The 22,068-nt window shown below is 34.1% G+C and carries 15 protein-coding genes; 5 read left to right on the top strand and 10 right to left on the bottom strand.

Going from position 1 to position 22,068, the window contains the following annotated elements; genetic code table 11:
- Window positions 1-93: 93 nt before the first annotated feature.
- From RB618_RS17160 to RB618_RS17130, 7 genes are all read right to left on the bottom strand, one after another.
- On the bottom strand, window positions 94-264 hold the full coding sequence (locus tag RB618_RS17160) for a DUF5908 family protein (RefSeq protein WP_157957661.1): 171 nt from the start codon (window positions 262-264) through the stop codon (window positions 94-96).
- A gap of 6 nt (window positions 265-270) precedes the next feature.
- Window positions 271-741 carry a phage tail protein gene (locus RB618_RS17155; RefSeq protein WP_308069860.1) on the bottom strand — a complete coding sequence of 157 codons (471 nt, stop codon included), beginning with the start codon at window positions 739-741 and terminating at the stop codon, window positions 271-273.
- The gene (locus RB618_RS17150) at window positions 728-1,198 is read right to left on the bottom strand and encodes a phage tail protein (protein ID WP_111364636.1); all 471 of its coding nucleotides are present in this window, start codon (window positions 1,196-1,198) and stop codon (window positions 728-730) included. Before RB618_RS17150 ends, RB618_RS17155 begins: the two co-directional genes overlap by 14 nt.
- A 53-nt stretch (window positions 1,199-1,251) precedes the next feature.
- Window positions 1,252-2,829, bottom strand: coding sequence for a phage tail sheath C-terminal domain-containing protein (locus RB618_RS17145; protein WP_308069859.1), 1,578 nt, complete (start codon window positions 2,827-2,829; stop codon window positions 1,252-1,254).
- Window positions 2,830-2,865: 36 nt separating this feature from the next.
- Window positions 2,866-3,552 carry a hypothetical protein gene (locus RB618_RS17140; RefSeq protein WP_308069858.1) on the bottom strand — a complete coding sequence of 229 codons (687 nt, stop codon included), beginning with the start codon at window positions 3,550-3,552 and terminating at the stop codon, window positions 2,866-2,868.
- A 131-nt stretch (window positions 3,553-3,683) separates the two neighbouring features.
- Window positions 3,684-4,253, bottom strand: coding sequence for a Pvc16 family protein (locus tag RB618_RS17135; RefSeq protein ID WP_111364641.1), 570 nt, complete (start codon window positions 4,251-4,253; stop codon window positions 3,684-3,686).
- Between the two features lie 374 nt (window positions 4,254-4,627).
- Window positions 4,628-5,488, bottom strand: a complete 861-nt coding sequence (locus RB618_RS17130) for a LuxR C-terminal-related transcriptional regulator (protein WP_308069857.1) — start codon at window positions 5,486-5,488, stop codon at window positions 4,628-4,630.
- 751 nt (window positions 5,489-6,239) lie between these two features.
- On the opposite strand from RB618_RS17130, the gene RB618_RS17125 reads away from it, so the two are divergent.
- Complete coding sequence (locus RB618_RS17125; RefSeq protein ID WP_308069856.1) at window positions 6,240-6,482, top strand: hypothetical protein; 243 nt, start codon at window positions 6,240-6,242, stop codon at window positions 6,480-6,482.
- Here RB618_RS17125 and RB618_RS17120 read toward each other — a convergent pair whose 3' ends face one another.
- Window positions 6,483-7,082, bottom strand: a complete 600-nt coding sequence (locus RB618_RS17120) for a DNA-deoxyinosine glycosylase (protein WP_308069855.1) — start codon at window positions 7,080-7,082, stop codon at window positions 6,483-6,485.
- 286 nt (window positions 7,083-7,368) lie between these two features.
- On the opposite strand from RB618_RS17120, the gene RB618_RS17115 reads away from it, so the two are divergent.
- The 4 genes from RB618_RS17115 (at window position 7,369) to RB618_RS17100 (ending at window position 19,346) form a co-directional block, all read left to right on the top strand.
- Complete coding sequence (locus RB618_RS17115; RefSeq protein ID WP_308069854.1) at window positions 7,369-9,033, top strand: T9SS type A sorting domain-containing protein; 1,665 nt, start codon at window positions 7,369-7,371, stop codon at window positions 9,031-9,033.
- A gap of 2 nt (window positions 9,034-9,035) precedes the next feature.
- Window positions 9,036-12,425, top strand: a complete 3,390-nt coding sequence (locus tag RB618_RS17110) for a hypothetical protein (protein ID WP_308069853.1) — start codon at window positions 9,036-9,038, stop codon at window positions 12,423-12,425.
- A gap of 6 nt (window positions 12,426-12,431) precedes the next feature.
- Entirely contained in the window at window positions 12,432-18,233 is a 5,802-nt protein-coding gene (locus RB618_RS17105) for a DUF6443 domain-containing protein (protein ID WP_308069852.1), read from the top strand.
- 513 nt (window positions 18,234-18,746) lie between these two features.
- The gene (locus RB618_RS17100) at window positions 18,747-19,346 is read left to right on the top strand and encodes a transposase (RefSeq protein WP_308069851.1); all 600 of its coding nucleotides are present in this window, start codon (window positions 18,747-18,749) and stop codon (window positions 19,344-19,346) included.
- A gap of 1,032 nt (window positions 19,347-20,378) precedes the next feature.
- On the opposite strand, the gene bioB is transcribed toward RB618_RS17100, so the two are convergent.
- Entirely contained in the window at window positions 20,379-21,368 is a 990-nt protein-coding gene (bioB, locus tag RB618_RS17095) for a biotin synthase BioB (RefSeq protein ID WP_308069850.1), read from the bottom strand.
- A 108-nt stretch (window positions 21,369-21,476) separates the two neighbouring features.
- The gene (locus RB618_RS17090; RefSeq protein WP_308069849.1) at window positions 21,477-21,947 is read right to left on the bottom strand and encodes an Lrp/AsnC ligand binding domain-containing protein; all 471 of its coding nucleotides are present in this window, start codon (window positions 21,945-21,947) and stop codon (window positions 21,477-21,479) included.
- Between the last annotated feature and the right edge of the window lie 121 nt (window positions 21,948-22,068).

Here is a 22,068-nt window from a genome sequence, read left to right as displayed (position 1 = left end):
ATCTTAGTTTGTGGCTAATTATTTCACGCAGATTTTAAAATGGATTTAAGCAGATTTCGCAGATTTATTGTTTTTAATCCTTAAATCTGTAGCTTACCGTTTATAACTATTCTCCTGATTTTTCTCTGCAATTAATCTTTTACATTCTTCCAGCAGCTGTTTTCTTAAAATGGATAATTCTCTTTCTTTAGTCAGAGCCGAATTTTTTGCATTCGTTGTTACTATTTCCGTTTTGATAATGAGTTCTCTAATTTCGATTGGCATAAGGGTCTACGTAAAAAGTTTATTAAATTTGGTATCCTTAGAAATGTCAAAATAGGTGTAAGCCAGTTCAATAGATTCTATTGCAATGTTGCTTTCCTGAGAGTTTAAGTCAGAAACAGAATATTTTACTGGATAAGCATTGTTAAAAGTCCATTGCATGCAAACCACACCAGAGGCATTGAGCAATTTCAAGATCACATTTTTGGGCTGTATTGGGTTTGATAATCCTTGATCGATGCAGTTGGCGCACCAATTAACCAACTGAGATCCTGCAGGTACCATAGCTCTTTTAAGCACTAAGTTCTGACTGTTAGAAATGGTTGGGAGGCGATATTTAAATCTATTTTCGCCTCCGCAAACAATTTCTTCTACGCTTAGTTCTTTAGAAATTCCTGATACCTCTTTGAAAGCCGCATCTACACCCGCAAAAGAGAGTGTAAAATAAAAGCTTACAGGATAATCATTACTTACCGCCATTTTTAATGATCAGTTGTTCGTGTGCAATTTCTATAGTATCTACTGCAACCTCGTTACCGTCAGATTTTAAATCGGTGCTGGTAATTTTGGTTGGCCACGCATTGTTTAAAGTCCATTGCATGGTAACACCACCTTTTTCGTCTAATAACTTTATAAGAACCGTTCTTCTTTTAATCGTATTCATTACGACTTGCTGATGCCAATCCCAAAAAGTATTATCGTTTACAAAAATTCCACGTTTCATCGTTACGTTTCCATATTTGGTAATGCCAGGCATTTTTTCTACAGAAAAAAGAGGACTGTTACTTTTGCGATATTCTATAATTTGATTTTCGACATCCATTCCTGTAACTTCCTGAAAAGCTACTTTTGTCAATTCTGTTCCAAGATCTACTTCGAATCTAAACTTTGGCATGGGCCACGTTGCGCCTTGTACGCTTCCGTCATCTGTTGGCATAATATTTTATTTTTAAATTAAAAATTGCGTGATTTATAAGAGTCTTTATTCTGTTAACTAGAAGTCGCCATTTGCTGTTGAAATGTCAGAACGATAAATTCGGCAGGGTGAACTACCGCGACTTTTACAGTTACATTCATAAAACCATTTAATAGGTCATCTGCAGTCATTGTCGAACCTAATCCGCAGGCTACAGAAAAGGCTTCAGAAGCACTAGCTCCCTGTAAACCTCCTTGTTTCCAGATCGAACTAAGAAAACTGCTGATCATAGAGATTACAGCTTCCCAAGTGTTTTTATCATTAGGCTGGAATACATAAGCCTGAGCTGCCAGTTTACAAGATTGCTCTAAGAAGATCATGGTTCTTCTCACCGGAATATATCTCCAATCTTGGCTGTTTCCGTCTAGCGTTCTTGATCCCCAGATTAAAATGCCTAGACCATTAAATGTTCTAATGGCGTTAATCGATTTACCAGAAACGGCATCAACGTTTAAATTGGCTTGCTGGCTTTCAGAAAGAGAAATGGGTAATGATGATACGCCAACAAAAGAAGTGTTTGCAGGAGCTTCCCATGGACCAACAGCATTATCTACAGTCGTAATAACTCCTGCCATACCTCCACTTGGCGGAAGAATATTGGCATCGGCCAAAATATGCTTAATCATCAGAGAGTAAGTTTGACTGGCAATAAGCAATGCATTATGATTTTGTGTTACAGTCAAAGTGCTTGATGGACTTTGAATATTGGCAATAATTGATGCAGCGGCTGGGTTAGGAGCACTTGGCGGATTAAGAACTGCTTCTAGCTGTTTCAAATCTCCTCCAAACAAATTAGTATAATCAATGTCAGAAGTTTGCATTATGGTAGTTCCTACAAAAGGATAATACGCCATTCCGTAGTTTAACCCCATAGAACCTGTATTCATTCTAAAATTGGTAATATCCTCCGTATACAAAATAGGATCTGGAGCGTCACCGCCAATAATGTCAAACAAGCACATTGCAGTTTGCATTTGTGTAGCTTGAAGAAGCATGGACTGCATTAGAGTTCCATTGTTTTCTACGCTTAACAAAGTAGCTTCGGGACAAATGTACATGGTTGGTTCCTGCTCATTTAACAATAGAGAAAGACCTTTTGTCAAATCATTCAGCTGTACATTTGGATTTACAACCGGAATGCCAGGAGTTCCTGCTTTTTGCGATTGAGGGCCATAAGAACCAACAGAAACAATATAAGCATCTCCACCGCCATTTTCATAGAACAGCCTTACGCTATTGTATAAATAATAAACCGTGTTAGGATCTGGAACAATTGAATAATACGTTCCCGCAATTAGCATGTAGTCTCCCTTTAGGGGCTGACTCTTTTCTGCGACCAGATAGTATTCAGGACTGTATTGCTTAGATGGACTTGCTGGCGCAGGTGGATCCGGCAAACAGAAAAAAGCCTGAAAATCAGCAAAAGATGTGATTTTTACTGGCACATTCGTATACGATTTTCCTTCGTATGCGGCCTGTGGTGTGTACCCTATAAATGCTGGTATAGCCGTAGCAACTCCAACAACTGAATTAGGAAAAGCATTTAATTCTTGAATGTAAACACCAGGAGTTTGAATGGTAGATAAATTCATTGATTTTAGTTTTTAGTGTTCATTTTTAATAGTTTTTTATAAATAGATATACATTGGTGATGCGACTTCATTTTGGTCGCTATTTTCGATAATTCCTACTCGGGACACATCTGGACACGGAAGTCCTTTTATAATTACTTTGGGCTTTGTATTATTCTGATTTGCAGATGCTGAACTGCTTACCAAATTAAATTTGTATTTAGGTTTTTCGCTAAGCGTGATATAGGTTTTATTGGAAGTAAACAATAATGCCGATTCTCCAGTTTGAATCGTCACATTTTGAGGGCCGTCAAATTGTATGTTTTCTTTTTTGGTAATTGAAGGATTATTGAGCTGTACAGCATTTTTATTGATAAAATAATATTGCCATTGCGTGGCTCTTGCAGTAAAGTTTATTTCAAAAAGTGGAGAATTGGCGGTTAGTATATCTTCGAAATAAATTTTTAAATGGCCAAAATGAGAAGAAACCGGTTTGTTTTCTAAAGTTTGGTTCAATAGTATTTTACCGTTATTGTTTAAGTTTTTAGGATCTTGACTCGAATATGTAATAGCCCCAATCCAATTGATTGGTAATGTGGTAAAGAGAATAAAATTTGGATTACTGCATTTGATATCAAACTCAAAATAATCTTGCTGTGAAGTTTTGGAAATATAATCTAATAATTCTGATAGCGAAGCTTTTGTGTTAGAATATAAATCGAATCCGTTTGAAGCGGAATTCATTCTGAATCCGAATTTTTTTAATGTTTTGTCAGTCTTATGATTCGGTATAAAGTGGAGACAATTGCATTTGCCGTTATCAAAAAAAGTATGATAGGCGGCAATGCTAAAAATCTTTATGTAATTACTCTGTATCATTTGACAATGTTATTACTGGTGTTTTTTACAGACGGTATGATTTCCATAGTTTCGTGCGCCTGAACTTTTATCAGTTTCATTTTATAGATAATCGAAGGCTGATATTTTGCGGCCATTGCCGTCCACAAACTATGCATCTGATGGTAAGAGATCTTTTCGTATTCGAATTCTAATCTGCTCAAACCATCTGGAATAGAAGAGGAGGATGAAGCATCTATATAATTGTTGATCTGAAAGAAGACAATTATGGCATCCAAAAATTTTAAAGATTCGGTGTAATCCTCAAAATTGCTGCTTATGAGCAAGTCTATATTATATCTTTCCGTTGGATTAAAATTCGAATAATTACCGCTTTCTAACTTCTGGTTTCTAATATAAAACGGCTGATTGGTTTCTTTTTCAATATTTATAAGAGACAAAACCACTTTGTTCTGATTTGCTTTTGGCAAAGTTCCGCTTGGTTCAATGAGATAATTCAAGACGGTTTTGTCTTCGGTCAGACCAAAACGGTTTTTTAAAAACTGTCCCAGTAATTTATTCGTAAATTGAAGTGCCTGATTGATCATTGCATTTAACTCTTTGAATTAATGAAGTGCCATAACTAGAAAATTAGCTATTGGTACTTGTAAAAGTAGCTGAGAATTAGATTTGTACGAAAAATTTGCAATGCACTTTTTGTAGACAAAACCAGAAGAGATTGTCTGTTTTTTATAGACAAAATGTAGACAAAGTTTTTTTTGTCTATACTTTGTTGCAGATGGCTGTTTAAAGCCCTAAAAATTATGGTTATAGTTGTCGAAATATTTTCAGAATAAGTATAAGATTTGCAGAAATAAAAAAGAGAATGGAAAAGAAAAATGAAAGTATGAGATTGTTTTTTGTAATGCTGAGGTAAAAGAAAGCATACAAATTTTTGAAAGGGAAAATGAAGAAAGATATTTTAAGAAACCGTTCTTAAGTATGAAATGATATCATCTTCTTTTTTAAGCGTAAGTTTCTTTTTTAAACGATATTTATGAGTTCGAACACTATCTTGATTGATGCCAAGAAGATTGGTAATATCATTGTTACTCATATTCATTTTAATGTAGCAGCAGTATTTTAAATCTCTAGAACTTAAAGAAGGATGTTTTTTGGCAAGAGCCAGAAGAAAATTTGGATTTGACTGTTCAAAATAGATTTTAAAATCATCCCAAAGTTTATTATCGTTTGCAACGGTTTTAATAGAATTTACAATAGACATTAGTTCAATTCTCGTTGCGTCATCAACATTGGGGTAGAGATAAGAAATACGTTCTTTTATTTTTAAGAGAACTTCAACCTTTTGATCCAATTCCATTACATAATGGCTCAGTTTATCAGAATCATTTTTCTGAATTGCCGCTTCAGCAAATGATGAGACAGGCATATTTTGTGATTCTGTTTTTTTCAAGAGAAAAATAGAGCGTATTCTATAGATTAAAAAATCGGTATTCTGAATCTGATTATAGGGATAAGTGAAAACAATGTTTTGTTTTGACCAGCATAAAGATTCGCATTCATAATTTTGAGTCAGATATAAGATTGGAATATCTCTTTTATCAGAACTGAAATTAGTATCGTTTAAAACAAGCTTGTTTTGTTTGAATCCTAAAATCACCAGATCGGGATTTAAAGAGTTTATGGTGTTTTTTAAATCGACTCCTCGTGAAACTGAAACTGTCGAAAATGTATAATCCGACACTATTGATATTGCACTTAATATCATAGTCAGTATGGCGATATCGTCACATCCAATTACTATAGATTTTTTTTCGAGCATTTTTGGGGTAGTTTATTGCTTTTGTATGCAGTACTATTTTCTAGTAGCACATATGAAATGAAAAATAAATAATAACATTTTTTCTTCTTATAAAACTGTTTTTGGCATTCGATAGAATTTTAATCAATTAACAAACTCATTTTTGGCACCATCATTAAAAACAGAATTAAAGATATTTTGATGATTGTGGCTTGTAATTAAAAGGGATGTAAATTTATTTAATATATAGGAATATTACTATAAGTAGTATTACGTGTTTTTATATTTATTGTGTTAATTAACAATTTTAAGACTTAAAGTTTCAAAAAAATCATAAAAAGGGCTTTCAAAAATCAGTTGAAGCATTGTTGACATATCTGAATTATAATGCAAGTTTGTAAATAAGGTTAAAACATCTCCTTATTTATTATCGGATAGCAATGTGCTGCTTACTGCAAAATGCTAACCAACAATGATGAGGTACAGATTTGCATATATGATGTAAAAACATCTAAAATTAGGCATGTTTCATTTTAACGGCTCAGGGTTCATTTTATAATTTCTGGTTTCAGATTATAAACTGAAACCATTTCAAGTGGTTCAAACAAAAAGATTAAAGTTTTTCATTTTAATTTTAAATAACCTTATCGACACCGTCTTTTGATATGTGTAGAGATAAGATCGAATTGAAACTCTAAGTGCTTAAAATTAAGTATTTGTATTATGAACCTTTAAGGTAAATTATAGTATTAATTTAAATACACCTAAACCTATGGCCGCTATTCCTGACGAATTGTATAATGTGAAGTTTGCAGCATACTTTGACTCGATGAAAGAATTGTACATACTCGACGAAAAATTTAAAGTTATTTGTGATGCGTATTGTATAAGTACAGCTAAAACAGAACTTTATAAAGGTAGAAGTGAAAAAAATTTCCGACGCAGAATGAAATTTGAAAATCTGTCGAGAGAATTAGAAGAAGAAATACTTTTTTACATTATGAGAAATAGATAATTACTTTTGTATTTTTTTTGAAAGTGCTATTTGTGATACGGCTTTCCATTGCATCTTTTTTTCTGCCGTTGATAAACCCGCATTTAGTCCGCTTGTAGAGGGAAGAGTCATATATGTTATTCCTTCTTGTGGCAAAGTATGTTTCTGAAAATATTTTGCTGCGGCTTTGCTTTCAAAAAAGACATATTTGATATTTGGAAACTGTTCATGCAGACTTTCAAAATCGTTTATTGTTTCTTCCGTAATAGAAGCATCGCTGCTTCCTTCTCTTTTACAGCTTTGTAAAACATTCCAAAGACCAATGTTATATTTTTTGACCAGTGCTTTCCGATCTTCATAAGAAGTGCTAAATTCTTCTTCAAAAATAGCAAACAGAATTTTCCAGAAAAGGTTTCCTCGGTTTGCATAATATTCTTGCTTGGCAATAGATTGTTCACCCGCCATAGTACCCATAATTAGAATTACTGTAGAATTATCTATTAATGGTTGAAGGGCTTTTTTATACATGTTTTTGGCTTCTTTCTTTCTTTCTTTCTTTCTTTCTTTCTTTCTTCTTCGTAAAATTACCAATAAAGATTTGAAATAGAATTGCAATTTCATCTTTCAATTTAAAACTAGAAAAAATGTTGAAGAATTTATATTTTTTTTGTATAAATTTTTATGAAACTATCTATCTCTTTGTTTTGTTTAAGATATTGTATTTCAATGCTTTATATTTGTATTTGTAACTGATAGATATAAAGAAAGAGTTTTTTTTACTATTGTTAAACTGTTAAAAATTAAACAAAGGTTAAATCTTTACGGAAAGACGTAATAAAAAGTTATTTTATTGAATTATTTTCGCCCGCATTATAGTAACAACCTCAAATTTATAAAAAAAATGCATATGCGGATACTTTACCTACTGCTACTTTTTTCATTGCCTTTTATTGCTTATTCTCAAGATATTCTTTGGGAAAAGTCATATGGAGGCACACATGCTGATTATCTTTTTGATGCTCAACCAACAGCTGATTATGGTTTCATTTTAGCTGGAAGTTCGCTTTCAAATAAAACTGGCAATAAGGATGATGATAATCATGGAGACTTAGATTTTTGGGTCTGGAAGATGAAAGAAAATGGAGAGTTGGATTGGCAAAAAAGTATTGGAGGCTCTGGCTTTGATTTTCTTCAAAGCATTAAAAACACTAGAGACGGAGGATTTATTCTTGCCGGAACTTCTAGTTCTTCAAAGGGCTTTCAGAAAAAAGACCACTGTAAAGGCCTTGCAGATTTCTGGGTCGTAAAACTAAATGCAGCAGGAAACGAACAATGGCAGCGAACTATAGGTGGAAATAGCCAGGATGAATTGCTATGTGCTTTTCAGACAAGAGACGGCGGTTACATTCTTGGAGGATCTTCAAGTTCAAGCCCAAATTCGATTTCAACTTCAAAACTAGACGAAACCTCTTTTGCGGTAGATATATATTCTAAATCTGAAAAGTGCAGAGGAAGCATGGATTACTGGGTTGTCAAATTAGACAAGGAAGGTGTTTTACAATGGCAAAAAACTTATGGAGGCCAATATTCTGATGTTTTAAGAAGTATGGAACAGACTTTGGATGATGGTTATATTCTTGCAGGATATTCTAATTCTCCTGTTTCGGGTGATAAAACAGAAACAAATAAAGGTGTTGGCGATTATTGGGTTTTGAAAATAAATGATACAGGAGTAATTCAGTGGCAGAAAACTTATGGCGGAGATGGTGATGACCAACCTTATGTAATTCATCAGACCAAAGATGAAGGATATATTCTTGGGGGAAACTCAAATAGCTCAAATGCATTGACAACGGAAGGTGGAATTGTTGCCAATGGAACAGATTACTGGGTTCTTAAATTGGATAAAGAAGGAGGAGTAGTATGGAGTAAGACTTTTGATTTTGGTAAAGTTGATATTTTAACCTCATTAGTTGAAAATGATGATAACACTTACTTAATTGGAGGACATGCACGCAACTCACGTCCTAAATCGGGAGGAGGGAGTTTAGTATCGAAAGCAGTCGGAATGGTTGCCAAAGAAAAAGACGGCATAAACGATTACATAGCTTTAAAAATCAGTGGAGAAGGTGATGAAGTATGGAATAAAAGCGTCGGAAGCGGTGGCGAAGACATCCTTCGTAAACTGATTGAAACCAGAGACGGCGGATACCTTATGGCTGGGACTTCAAATTCAGGTTCTTCAAAAGATAAAAATTCTAATATTGGATCTAATGATTTTTGGGTTGTTAAGTTAAAGGATAAAGCAAAAGTAGAAAAAATCAAAGCAAGTATAGAAGCTATTCCTAATCCGGTGTCAACATATACAAATGTCATTATCGGCTATGATTATAAACAAGGAACAGCAAGTGTGGTTGATATCTTAGGACGCACATTGCAGAGTTTTGCAATCTCAAGTAGAACAGTTCCAGTAGACTTAAGCAGGTATGCAGAAGGGGTCTACATTATTGTTATTAAAACTGATGTTAAAACCGAATCGGTTAAAGTAATTAAAAGAATAACGGGTAAATAAAAATGAAGCATTTAAAACCTAACAAAAAAGCAGAAAGACTTAATTTAGCATCATATTTCATGCTACTGATTATTTTCTCTTTAAAACTCAATGCACAAACTGAAAATAGTTCTCCAACTCCAGATTTCGTTCCAAAATCTCCAGAAGCGGCAGCCTTTTTAAAATATGGTGAATATCCCGTTGATATGTCTACTGGTGTTCCAGGCATTTCCATCCCCTTATACACTATTGATACGAGAGATTTTAAAATGCCAATTAGTTTGGATTATCATGCTTCTGGAATAAAAGTTACTCAAGAATCTACTTGGGTTGGTCTAGGTTGGAATCTAAATGTTGGTGCACAGGTAGTATTGAGTCCAAGAGATGATATTGATGAGAATAATGCCTATGTTGACGAAATCCCAGATGATGACGGTATTATTAATTATTTTAAACTTCATCCTTATAAGCATGAAGCAATTGCTTCGATTTCTCCAGACCTTGATAAGTCAAGGGTTAAGGATATGTATGTTTTTTCATCACCAACTGTAAATGGAAGTTTTTACATTAAGAATTTTGTAAATAATGAGGTTGTTACAGTTCCGCCTGATGCTTTTAAAGTAGAGCTTGTTGGACCAGATAGATCAAATTTAAAGTTTAAAATAACGGATAAGCAGGGTAATATTTACACTCTTAATACAACTGAAAACTCTGTAAGAGCTATGACTCATAGCGATTACTACATTAGCGCTTGGTATGTTGATGAAATTAAAACACCGTCAAATAATAAAATAAGTTTTGTTTATCAAAGCGATGGTGTTTTAAATGATAAAAGTTTTTCTCAAAAAGTTGACATAACAAATAAAACTACGTATGGTTCGACATGTACTACTCCAATTAATACAAGCCAGATAGGTGCAGTAGTTGACGAAAAGAGCAATACGGAAACATTCTTAAAAAAAATAAAAGAAATCAGTTTTAATGAGGGCAAATCCAGAATTTTGTTTACAAAGAATCTTGGCAGACAAGATCTATTTAATGGAGATGCAAATAGCTATTTAAGTAAAATTGAAATTCAGCAGATGACACCTGAAGGATTTGAAAATTTAAAAGGATATACATTTGAATATTCTTATTTCAACGCGGGAGGCAGTACATACAATGATAAAAGATTAAAACTGGATCGTGTATTGAATCTATTTGGAAGTAATGAATCGGAATTTGTTTATTCGACCGTTTCAGTACCTAGCAAAATATCAAAAGGACAGGATTATTATGGTTATAATAACGGATTGACTAATAATCAGGACCTAATTCCAAAACACTATCTTTCTGCACCTTATCCAACTGAAGTGGGTAAAGCAGATCGTTCTGTTAGCACATTGTATATACAAGCAGGAATTTTAAAAGAAATACACTATCGCACAAAAGGCTGGACCAGATTTAATTATGAGAACAATCAATTTTATGGACCTGATGTTTTAAACCAATATGTTCCTGTAATTGTAAATAGCAGTGTAATACAAGGTACAGGAGGTACAGTACCGGTAAAAGAAGGGCCAGGTCCTGATGATGGCACAATCTGTCTGAATACAGATCCAGCAGATTGCGTTAATTATGTTTCGATTCCTTATACAGCAGTTGATGCTTCGGCGCTTCTGACATTTACGCTAGTTAAGCCACAAGGCGATAATCCTACTTTACTCAAATATCATTATGCAAGAGTGAGAGTAATTTCGGGGTCAAATATAGTTTATGATTCAGGAAGATTGGTAGGGCAGGCATATAATGAATCGCTTTTCTTGCCAAATTCTGGCACAATTGAAGTTGAAGTGTATGGACAGTACTACAGTATTAATAATCTACAGCTTAAATATGTAAACAAAGATCTTACTCCTAAAAATGTTTTAGGTGCAGGATTAAGAATTAAAAATATTGAAAATTATGATAGCGATAATTCGTTAATCTTAAAAAAAGAATATGATTATTCCGACCTAACAAATGCAACTCACACTAGTGGGAAACTTATCAATGAAATGACCTCTACATTTTCAACAAAGAGTTTTAGTAATTATAATTACTATACATGTGAGGTTGAAGGGGCACTATGCGCACCGGGACTAAATTATCAGCGTACCTATAGTATATCTTCAAATTCAAGGTTTGGCATAGAAGGTAATTCTGTTGTTTATAGATATGTAAAAGAAAAACAGATTGACACCAAAAACCAAAGCAATAATGGTTATACGCAATATGAATTTACTATAGGAGGAGATGAAATTCCTCTGGGCAGTCCTGCGGTGCAAATTTCTACAACATGGAAAAGAGGAAAGGTTCTCTCAAAAAAAGTATACAAAACAATTGGAATAGCTAATTATATAGTTGAAGAAGAAAAAAACACATATTTTGAAGATGCTTCTAATACTTCTTTTTATGTTGGTTTTAAGATGTTTCGCAATTCAACAACAAATATTCGTGAAAACCCTTCAGACCCTTTTACCCCACTTTGCCCTTACTTTCTTGATGGAGGTATAGAGGTTTTACAAAGTATTGAACCCGTTGGATTTAGTGTACCTCTCTTATGGTACTACCAAAAGGCATCTGAAAAAACCAGTTATTTTTATAATTCATCAAACAATTTGACAGGAAAGGTTGTTAGTATAACAAATTTCAATTATAATAATCCTCTGCATCTTCAGCTTTCTTCTCAAACGACAACAAATTCAATTGGAGAAACTATGGAAACCAAATATTTTTATGCACAAGATGCCCAAGTCTCAGGCAGACCTTTTATAAATGAATTGAAGGCAGCCAACATGATTGGAATTCCTTTGAATACACAAGTGCTTAAAGGCGGTACTAAAATAACTGAGCAATTGACAAATTATGATAAGAGTGTTTCTACAAATAATTTACTTCTTCCCAAAACTGTTTATGCTAATAAAGGTTCATCAGAAATAGATTTAAATCTTGACATAAAGGTCATATATGACCTTTATGATGAAAAAGGTAATGTTTTGCAATACACTCCAGACGGAGGAGCTCCAGTATCTATTATTTGGGGATATAATAAAACACAACCAATTGCAAAGATTGAAAATATTGCATATTCAGCTATTTCTCCACAAACTATAGCCAACCTTCAAGCACGTTCGGATGCAGATAATGATAACTGCAGGTCAGAGAATTGTAAAGAACAATTATTAAGAAAAGATCTGAATGACCTTAAAGTTTCATTGCCAAATGCTTTTGTATCAACCTATACTTATGATCCTTTAATTGGTGTAACAAGTATTACTGACGTAAAAGGGATGACTTCATATTATGAATATGATGATGAGATGAGACTAAAATTTGTTAAAGATAAGGATGGTAATTTACTTTCCGAGAATATATATAATTACAAAAAATAAATATTCATGAAAAAAATAATATTTTCTACTATTTTATTTGTGCTCGTAAACTTTTGCTTTGGACAAGATGCAAAATCTGGCATGACTACTATGGCAGGATCTGGAGGAGGAGGGATTGCAACATATTGGTATATGGATTTTGATGGAGATGGATACGGTGAAAAGGGACTAGAATACCAGCCTATTAAAAGTGTTAACCAGCCAGAAGGCTATGTGGCTAATAATTCTGATTTGAACGATAATGATGCTTATATCACGAATATCCCTCCAGTTATGTATTATCTCGATCAGGACCGCGATTCATTTGGTAGTACTCAGGGACGTCTGTATAGTGTAAGACCGAGCATATATTACATTACAAATAATACGGACTGTAATGATAATGATGCAACTATCAACCCTAATACAATATGGTACAGAGATGCAGATTTTGACGGGTATGGAGATGCTAATGTAATACTAACCCAATGTGTCCAACCAACCGGTTATGTTCGGAATGCATCTGATTATAATGATTCTACAGGCAATATCACTAATGTTGCACCGCAATATTTTTATCAGGATGCCGATGGAGACAGTTTTGGCAATCCATCAGCTGCAGTGTATTATAGTTACATGCCTTCTGGTTATGTAGGCAATAGCTCAGATTGTAACGATTCTGCAGGATGGATTAATCCAAACACTAGGTGGTATCAGGATGCAGATGGCGATGGTTATGGTAATGACTTGATTAGTATACAAAAATGTGTTGGCCCTCCTGGTTATGTTCTTAATTTTGCAGATTATGACGATAGTACAGGCAATATTACCAATATTCAGCCACAATACTATTCTCAGGATAAAGATCATGACGGTTATGGTGATCCAGCGACGACAGTGTATTATAGTGTAAGTCCAGCGGGTTATGTTACTAATAATTTGGATTGTAATGATTACCGTGATGATATCAATCCTAACACAATTTGGTATCGTGATGCCGATGGTGATGGATATGGAATTGCTGCGTTGACTACAATAAGTTGTTATGCTCCTACAGGTTATGTACTTAATACATCGGATTTTGACGATTCTAATCCAAATATTACCAATATTCTGCCGCAATATTTTTATCGTGATGCTGATGGAGATGGATATGGTGATCCAGGCGTTGCCATTTATTACAGTTACATGCCAGCGGGATATGTAACTAATAATTTGGATTGTAATGACATGTACGCAGAGATTAATCCAAATCGTGTATGGTATCGCGATGCTGACGGAGATGGATATGGAAATTATAACGCTACGGTAACATCTTGTTTGCAGCCTGGAGGATATGTTTATAATATAGCCAATAGATTTGATTGTAATGATAATGATGTATCTGTAAATCCGGATACTGTCTGGTATCGAGATAATGATGCTGATGGATATGGAAATGGCGGAATTACAACTGCGAGCTGTACTCAGCCAAACGGTTATATTAGACAGGCTGGTGATTTTGATGACAGCACACCAAATATTGTCAATGTTGCACCACAATACTTTTATCAAGATTTAGACGGTGATGGTTACGGTAATCCAGCTATTTCTGTTTATTATAGCTACAAGCCGGAAAACTATGTGTCTAATAATTCCGATTGTAATGATAGTGATGTGTCTGTAAATCCCAATACTGTATGGTATAGAGATGCGGATGGAGACGGTTATGGAAATGCAGGAGTTACAGTAAACGCCTGTTCACAGCCTAATGGTTATGTCAGACAGGCTGACGATTATGATGACAGTACCATAAACATAACCAATATTGCTCCACAATATTTTTATCAAGATGCAGATGGTGATGGGTTTGGTAATCCAAATGTTAGTGTCTATTACAGTGTTAAACCTTCAGGTTATGTAAATAATAATGCCGATTTTAATGATTCGACTGGAAACATAACTAATATAGCTCCACAATATTTTTATCAGGATGCAGATGGCGATGGATTCGGTAATCCAAATGTTAGTGTCTATTACAGTGTTAAACCTTCAGGTTATGTAAATAATAATGCCGATTTTAATGATTCGACTGGAAACATAACTAATATAGCTCCGCAGACTTTCTATCAGGATGCAGATGGTGACTCTTTTGGAAATGCTTCAGTAAGTGTTTATTATAGTGTTAAGCCTGCAGGATATGTAACTGACGGCAGTGATTGTAATGATGCAGATGCAAGCTTAAACCCTAACACAAAATGGTATGCTGACAATGATTCAGATGGTTTAGGAGATCCCTCTAATTTTATTCAACAATGCTCAGCGCCAAGTGGTAATTATGTGCGAAACGGTACAGATAATTGTCCTCAAATTTCTGGTAGCAGCCCTGACTGCTCTAATATAGTGGCACCATCAGATTATAATTATATTATTAATAAAACTTATAAAGAACGAACTTTAACTGCGATAGAATCTCCATCTTTACAGCAGGCTCAAACCAGTATAACTTATTTTGATGGGTTAGGAAGACCTGTTCAAAAAATTGCCAACAGACAATCTTCATTTGGGAAAGATATTATCACTCATATTGGCTATGATGGACTTGGCAGACAGGTTGAGGATTATCTGCCATATGAGGCATCTTCAACAAATATGGCATTTGAAACTAATGCGAAGGATAATACTGGTACTTTTTATAATACAGAGAAATATGATAATACTTCCAATCCGTATTCAAACAAAGAACTGGAACCTTCTCCGCTAAATAGAGTCTTAAAACAGGCGAGCCCAGGAAACTCATGGGCAATGGGCAACGGTCATGAAATAAAAATGGAATATCAGAGCAATACAGAAAACGAAGTAAAACTGTATAAAGCTTCAACTACTTGGGCTGCTGGATCTGGGCTCTATGATATTTCTCTTTTAGATGAAGGACATTATTACCAAGAGAACCAATTGTTTAAAAATATTACCTATGATGAAAACACATCGGCCAGTCCTGCTGAGGGGGCGGGTTCTACCGTTGAGTTTAAAAATAAAGAAGGGCAGATTGTATTAAAGCGAACCTACAACGCAGGAGACAAGCACGATACTTACTATGTATATGATGTTTACGGAAACCTAACGTATGTAATTCCTCCAAAAGTAGAAGGCACTATAGATTTCAATGTTTTAAACGGCTTGTGCTACCAATACAAATACGACAGTAAAAATCGTCTGGTAGAGAAAAAACTTCCAGGCAAGCAATGGGAGTTTATCGTTTATGACAAATTAGACAGGCCAGTTGCTACCGGACCTGCATATTCTCCTTTTAAAGATGAGAGTGCCTTAGGATGGATTATAACAAAATATGATGCTTTTAATAGGCCAGTATATACAGGATGGAGCAGCCAGACTTCAAATGCAGCGACACGAAAATCTCTGCAGGATGCACAAAATGTAGCGACGGTTTTATTTGAAACAAAGCAGACTTCAGGAACAATTGACGGAATCGAAGCATATTATAGCAATGTTATAGCACCGACAAGCTTTAAGCTTTTAACAGTTAATTATTATGACGATTATGCATTTCCAAACGCACAAGCGCTTCCGACTTCAGTAGAAGGGCAACCTATTTTAGAAAATGTAAAAGGTATGGCTTCTGGAAGCTGGATAAGAGCTGTGACTACAGCCTCTTCAACAGCAGGTGAAACTAGTACAATATTTTATGATGATAAGGCAAAACCGGTAAAACAGTATCTTCAGAATTATCTGGGAGGCTACACTTCTAGTGAAAGCAAGCTAGATTTTACTGGAAAAACACTCTATACAGTAACAAAACACAAGAGAACTTCTGGCAATCCAGAGATTGTGGTAAGAGAGGAGTTTACGTATTCGTCTCAGGATCGACTATTAACTCATACACATCAAGTAAACGGCGGAACAGTAGAACTACTGGCTGACAATACCTACGATGCTTTAGGACAGCTTGTAAGTAAGAAAACTGGGAATAGCGTTGGAAACCCGCTTCAGAAAGTAGATTACCAGTATAATATTAGAGGCTGGCTCAAAGAGATTAATAAAACAGGCAATCTGCAGCAGGATACAGATCCAGTAGATTTATTTGCTTTCAAGATCAATTATGAAACCACACAGACTGATATTTCAGATGTAAAAGCGCTTTATAATGGAAACATCTCAGAAACATTTTGGAAAACGGCTTCAGACTTAAACGAAAGAGCCTACGGCTATAAATATGATAATTTAAACCGCCTTACAAATGCCGTTTATGAAAAGAACGGTTTGACTACAAGTGCCTATGACGAGAATCTGTCTTACGACAAAAACGGAAATATTAAGACGCTAAGCCGTAAAGGAGATTATGACCCTCAAGTGGGTAATCTTGATATAGACGATTTGTTTTATACTTATCCAACAAATTCAAACCAATTGTCTAAAGTTGAAGATAATTCTAATAACAGCAGCGGATTTAATGATGTAAGTAAAACTGGTGATGATTACAGTTATGATGATAACGGAAATATGATTACCGATAAAAACAAAAATATTACCAGCATCACTTACAATCATTTAAACCTGCCAAAGAAAATAACATTTGGAACAACGGGAAGTATTGAATACTTTTACAATGCGTCTGGACAAAAACTAGAAAAACAAGTTAACGAAGGCACTGTTACTGCTGTAACTAATTATTTAGGTGGTTACCAGTACAAAGACAATGTTCTGGAGTTTTTCCCAACGGCAGAAGGATATGTAAAGAATACGGCAGGAGCGCTTTCGTATGTTTTCCAGTACAAAGACCATTTAGGAAACGTTCGAGTAAGCTACGCTAAAAACCCGACAACGCAGGTTCTTGAAATTATTGAAGAGAATAATTATTATCCTTTTGGATTGAAGCACAAAGGATATAATGATTATCTGCCGACAGTGAATAAGTATAAGTTTCAAGACAAGGAGCTCCAAGATGAGCTGGGGCTTGGGGTATACGATTTTGGCTTAAGACAATATGACCCTACATTGGGTAGAATGTTACAGGTTGATCCTGTTAGTCATCATAGTCAATCTCCATATACAGCCTTTGACAATAACCCTGTTTTTTGGACTGACCCAGATGGTGCAGACACAAGAGATCCAATCAAAGATAAAGTTTCCGTTATATCTTCATATGTAGATAAAAGTAACGTAACTCATATAACACAGACAACTACGAATACAACCACTACTTATGGTGATGATGGTAGTGTTAATGTGAGTTATTCTACATCGTCAATTACGAACACTGTCGATGCTGATGGGAATGTTTCAAAAGGATCTACGGTAACACAATCTTCGGGAAGTATTAGTAAAGACGGTGATGGAAATGTTTCTGTAAATGCAGGAAAAGCAACTACAAGAGATGCTAAATCAGGAGATGCGTCTTCTGCATTAGGTCAATGGACTAACGCTGTGTCAAATTATAATAAATCAAGTGATGGTATATATAATGTTGATAAGATTAATAAAACAGCTGATTATACAACAAAAGCAACTAAGGCAGGTACATCTATTTTAGGTAATTTTGCAGGACTAAATTCTATTTTTGGTAGTTTAAGTAGTAAGCAAAAAGATGCTGTTGGTGTATTAGGGTCTTATACAAGTATTGGAGGATTGACAGGTGTGGCAGGTGATGCATTAAAAAACACTATTGGGAAAAATAATCAATATGCGATAATTTATGGAGTTCAACATATTCAAAATGGCGCAATGATGAAAGAGATGAAAACTCCAGCGGGTCAAGCTGGAGGTTCAAGATACAGTGTTGGACCTACAAGTTGGCAAGGTCTGTGGAAGTCAATTAAAAGTTTGTTTTAAAATTAAAAAAATAATTATGGAATTTTTAAAAGAATATATTTATCCTTATTTAATTGAAGTATTAGTCTTAATATTATTGTATGTAGTGCTTGTATTTCTTTTTAAGAAATTTAATTATAAAATTTCTAAAGAAAAAACTGCATCACTGGTAGTCTTAATTTTTATATTATATTTTATTCTGTCTATTTTACTTGGAATATTTTTTAATATTGAAATATAGACAATGGTAACGAGTATGAAATAAATATAGCTTTAACTATAAAAAGTACTTTAAAATTATTAATCAAAATAAAAACCCCCCGCTCTCCGAAGAGTTCCTTATGAAAAGCTGCGCAAATGTCCCCCCAGCTCTCTGAAGAGTTCCTTATGAAAAGCTGCGCAAATGTCTCTGACTTTGCGCAATTTTTTTATTTCTAAAAAAACAAAAACCCGCTAAAAGTCTCCTGATTTTTTTCTTTTTACTTTATATTAAATAATAAGTTAAATCCTATATTTTTGTCCGAAAAGAAAAAAATGAAAGAAGGTTATGTAATTAGAGATCAAAAACTGCCGCATTTTATCACACCGACAATTGTAGACTGGATTGATGTTTTTACACGTCAGAGTTATAGGGATGTTATAATTGAATGTTTAGATTACTGCATTAAAAACAAAGGAATGATTTTGTATGGTTATGTCATAATGAGTAATCACGTTCATATGATTGTGCAGTCGGAAGACGGAAAGCTTTCGGATTTAATAAGAGATTTTAAAAAGTTTACAGCAAAAACTATCCTAGACAAAATACAAAATAGTCCAGAAAGCAGAAGAGAGTGGATGCTGGAAAGATTTAAACTTGCTGCAGAAAAACATACTAGAAACAAAGTTTATCAATTTTGGCAGTACGGAAATCACGCGGAAGAAATTTACAGCAATAAATTTATGTGGTCTAAACTGGATTATATACATTTAAATCCTGTAAGAGCAGGTTATGTGAATCGTGCATCAGAATATATTTATTCTAGTGCAAGCAATTATATTAATGATCAAGGATTGTTAAATATAGAAAAAGCAGATAACCCAATTGTAGATGTTTTGAATTTAAAATCTGTTTTTCGTGATAATCTTTATTAGTACTTTTGAATAAAGTCGGAGACTTTTAGAAGTGAACGGTTTAATGGACTGTTGCATAAAAAAGCGCAAAGTCGGAGACATTTGCGCAGCGCTAGTGAAGAACACTTTGCGGAGCGGGGGATTATATTCTATGTCACAAGATTAAAAAAAAAAATAAAAAAATAAAATGATTAAGAATGTATTATAAAATTTGGATTAGCTTATTTATGAAAATAAGTAAAGCACAAAATAATGAAGGTTATATTTCAATTATACTGTCTCTAATTGTATTAACAGCCATTAATGTTTTAAATTATTTTTTAATTTGTTTCATATTAATAACATTGTTCAATGTTGATATTAATATTTTTCATGAATTCTATTTGAAAAATAGATATTTAAGTATAGTTTGTGGTTTTTTATTCTTTTTTCTAACAAATTATTTCATCTTAGTTTTTAACAATAAACATCAAATCCTTTTAGAGTTATATAAAAAAGGCAGGGAAAATTTAGGATTAAATTATTTTTTAATCAGCGCTTTTTTAATAATTACTTATATATTTCTTCTAATTATATTTCCTGATTTTTTTGGGTTAAAAAATAAAAACTAGGTTGTAGTTAAAATTAGAGATGGTAGCTAATGTATCAGATGGTGAATGTTGGTAGTGGGTAGTGTTTCAAAGTTAGCGATATGAGATTTTGAAATTCTAACCCGCTCTCCGAAGAGTTCCTTATGAAAAGCTGCGCAAATGTCTCTGACTTTGCGCAATTTTTTTTGTTATAGTAATTGTAAACGTTATAAAAGTCTCCGACTTTTTACGATTACTTCTTAAAACATAGGAATCAATAAAATTATATAACTTGCATTAGACTTAGTTTTAAAGTCGGAGACTTTTTAGAAGTTTACGTTTTTTAAGATGAAGATGAGGTGGCGCAAAATCAGAGACATTTGCGCAGCAAAAGAAAAGTTCTTTATCAAAAAAAACTGTACAATTTTGAAAGCTTTCAAAATTGTACAGTTTTACGGGCTATAAAGGGTGATAAAAATTTGTTTTAGACTATCGAACAAGCACTTTTGTTTTCTTTTACCAAAGGTTTAAGTCCAAGATTTTGAAACATTTGCATGTCTTCAGATAACCCAGGGTTTGGTGTTACTAATAAAGTTTCGCGTTCTCCTGTAAAAATAGAATTGGCACCAGCCATAAAACACCAAGCTTGTTCTTCTTCGGTCATTTCAATGCGTCCCGCACTTAAACGAACAATAGAAGCAGGCATAACAATACGCGCTGTAGCTATCATTCGAACCATATCCCAAATAGGCACTTTCGGATTGTTTTCTAAAGGCGTTCCTTTTACTCTTGCCAAGGCATTTACAGGAACAGATTCAGGATGAACAGGCATTGTTGCTAAGGTTAACAGCATAGAAACTCTATCTGCATTAGATTCTCCAAGACCAATAATTCCGCCCGAACAAACCGTGATTCCAGCTTTTCTGACGTTATTGATAGTGTCAAGACGTTGATCAAATTTACGTGTGCTGATTATTTCATCATAATAGCTTTCAGAAGTATCCAAATTGTGGTTATAAGCATACAAACCTGCTTCCTGAAGACGAATGGCTTGCTCTTCTGTAAGCATTCCCAATGTGCAGCATACTTCCAAACCAAGATCATTTACGCCTTTTACCATTTCAATAACACGATCAAAATCTTTGTTATCTCGAACTTCGCGCCAAGCGGCAGCCATACAAAAACGAGAAGAACCACCGTCTTTTGCTTTTTGCGCATGTTCTAGTACTTTTTCTGTCGGAAGAAGCGCTTGCACTTTGATATCGGTATGATAACGTGCTGCTTGTCCGCAGTAAGAACAATCTTCTGGACAGCCACCTGTTTTTATAGAAAGTAATGTGCTAACCTGTATTTCTGAAGGTTTATGAAACTCTCTATGTACAGTAGCAGCCTGATAAACCAATTCTAAAAGTGGCTGATCGTAGATTGCTTGAATTTCTTCTTTTTTCCAGTCGTGTCTAATTTGAGTGTTCATTTATTTTGATATGCTTTAATGATTTTGGTTCAAATGTATCATTTTACTGTATCATCAAAATGTACCACTTTTTATATTTTGGGTAGACCGGTTGGAATATCAAATATTTTAAATAGGAAGATTTTTCTCAAAAGCAGAACCAAAAGAGAAAAATGAATCGGTGCTTCCTACGCCTTCAATCTGATGCACTTGTTCGTATAAAATTTTACGAAGCTCTTCATTATTTGCGGCTACTATTTTTATAAACAAAGCATACTTTCCAGAAACCCAATGACATTCTATTACTTCTGGTATTTCCTTTAGTTTTTCTGCGATTGAGTACGAAAAATGAGCCTCTTTAGTAACAATTCCTGTATAGGTAATAGTTTCAAAGCCAAGTTCTTTTGGATTTAGTTTTACAGAAAAACTATTAATTACTCCTGCCTCTTGCAATTTTTTAACTCTTAGATGCACCAGCGAATTAGAAATATTTAATTCTTTAGCCAAATCAGAAAATGCGATTCTTCCATTTTCACTGAGTTTCTGGATGATTTCTCGGTCCAAATAATCAGTATTTTCGTTCTTATTAAGCTTTGCCATTAACAATGTTGATTTATGTATTCTATAATTTTGACAATTCTAATTGTAAAACTAGTTTTTTAAGTGTCAAAATTACATAAAAATCTGTTGAAAATGTCTAATTATTAATAATCGAATCTAA

It is taken from the genome of Flavobacterium sp. LHD-85, from assembly GCF_030929595.1.
Classification (GTDB): Bacteria; Bacteroidota; Bacteroidia; order Flavobacteriales; family Flavobacteriaceae; genus Flavobacterium.
Note: the sequence above shows the minus strand (reverse complement) of the source record. Positions and strands in the feature narration are given on the sequence as shown.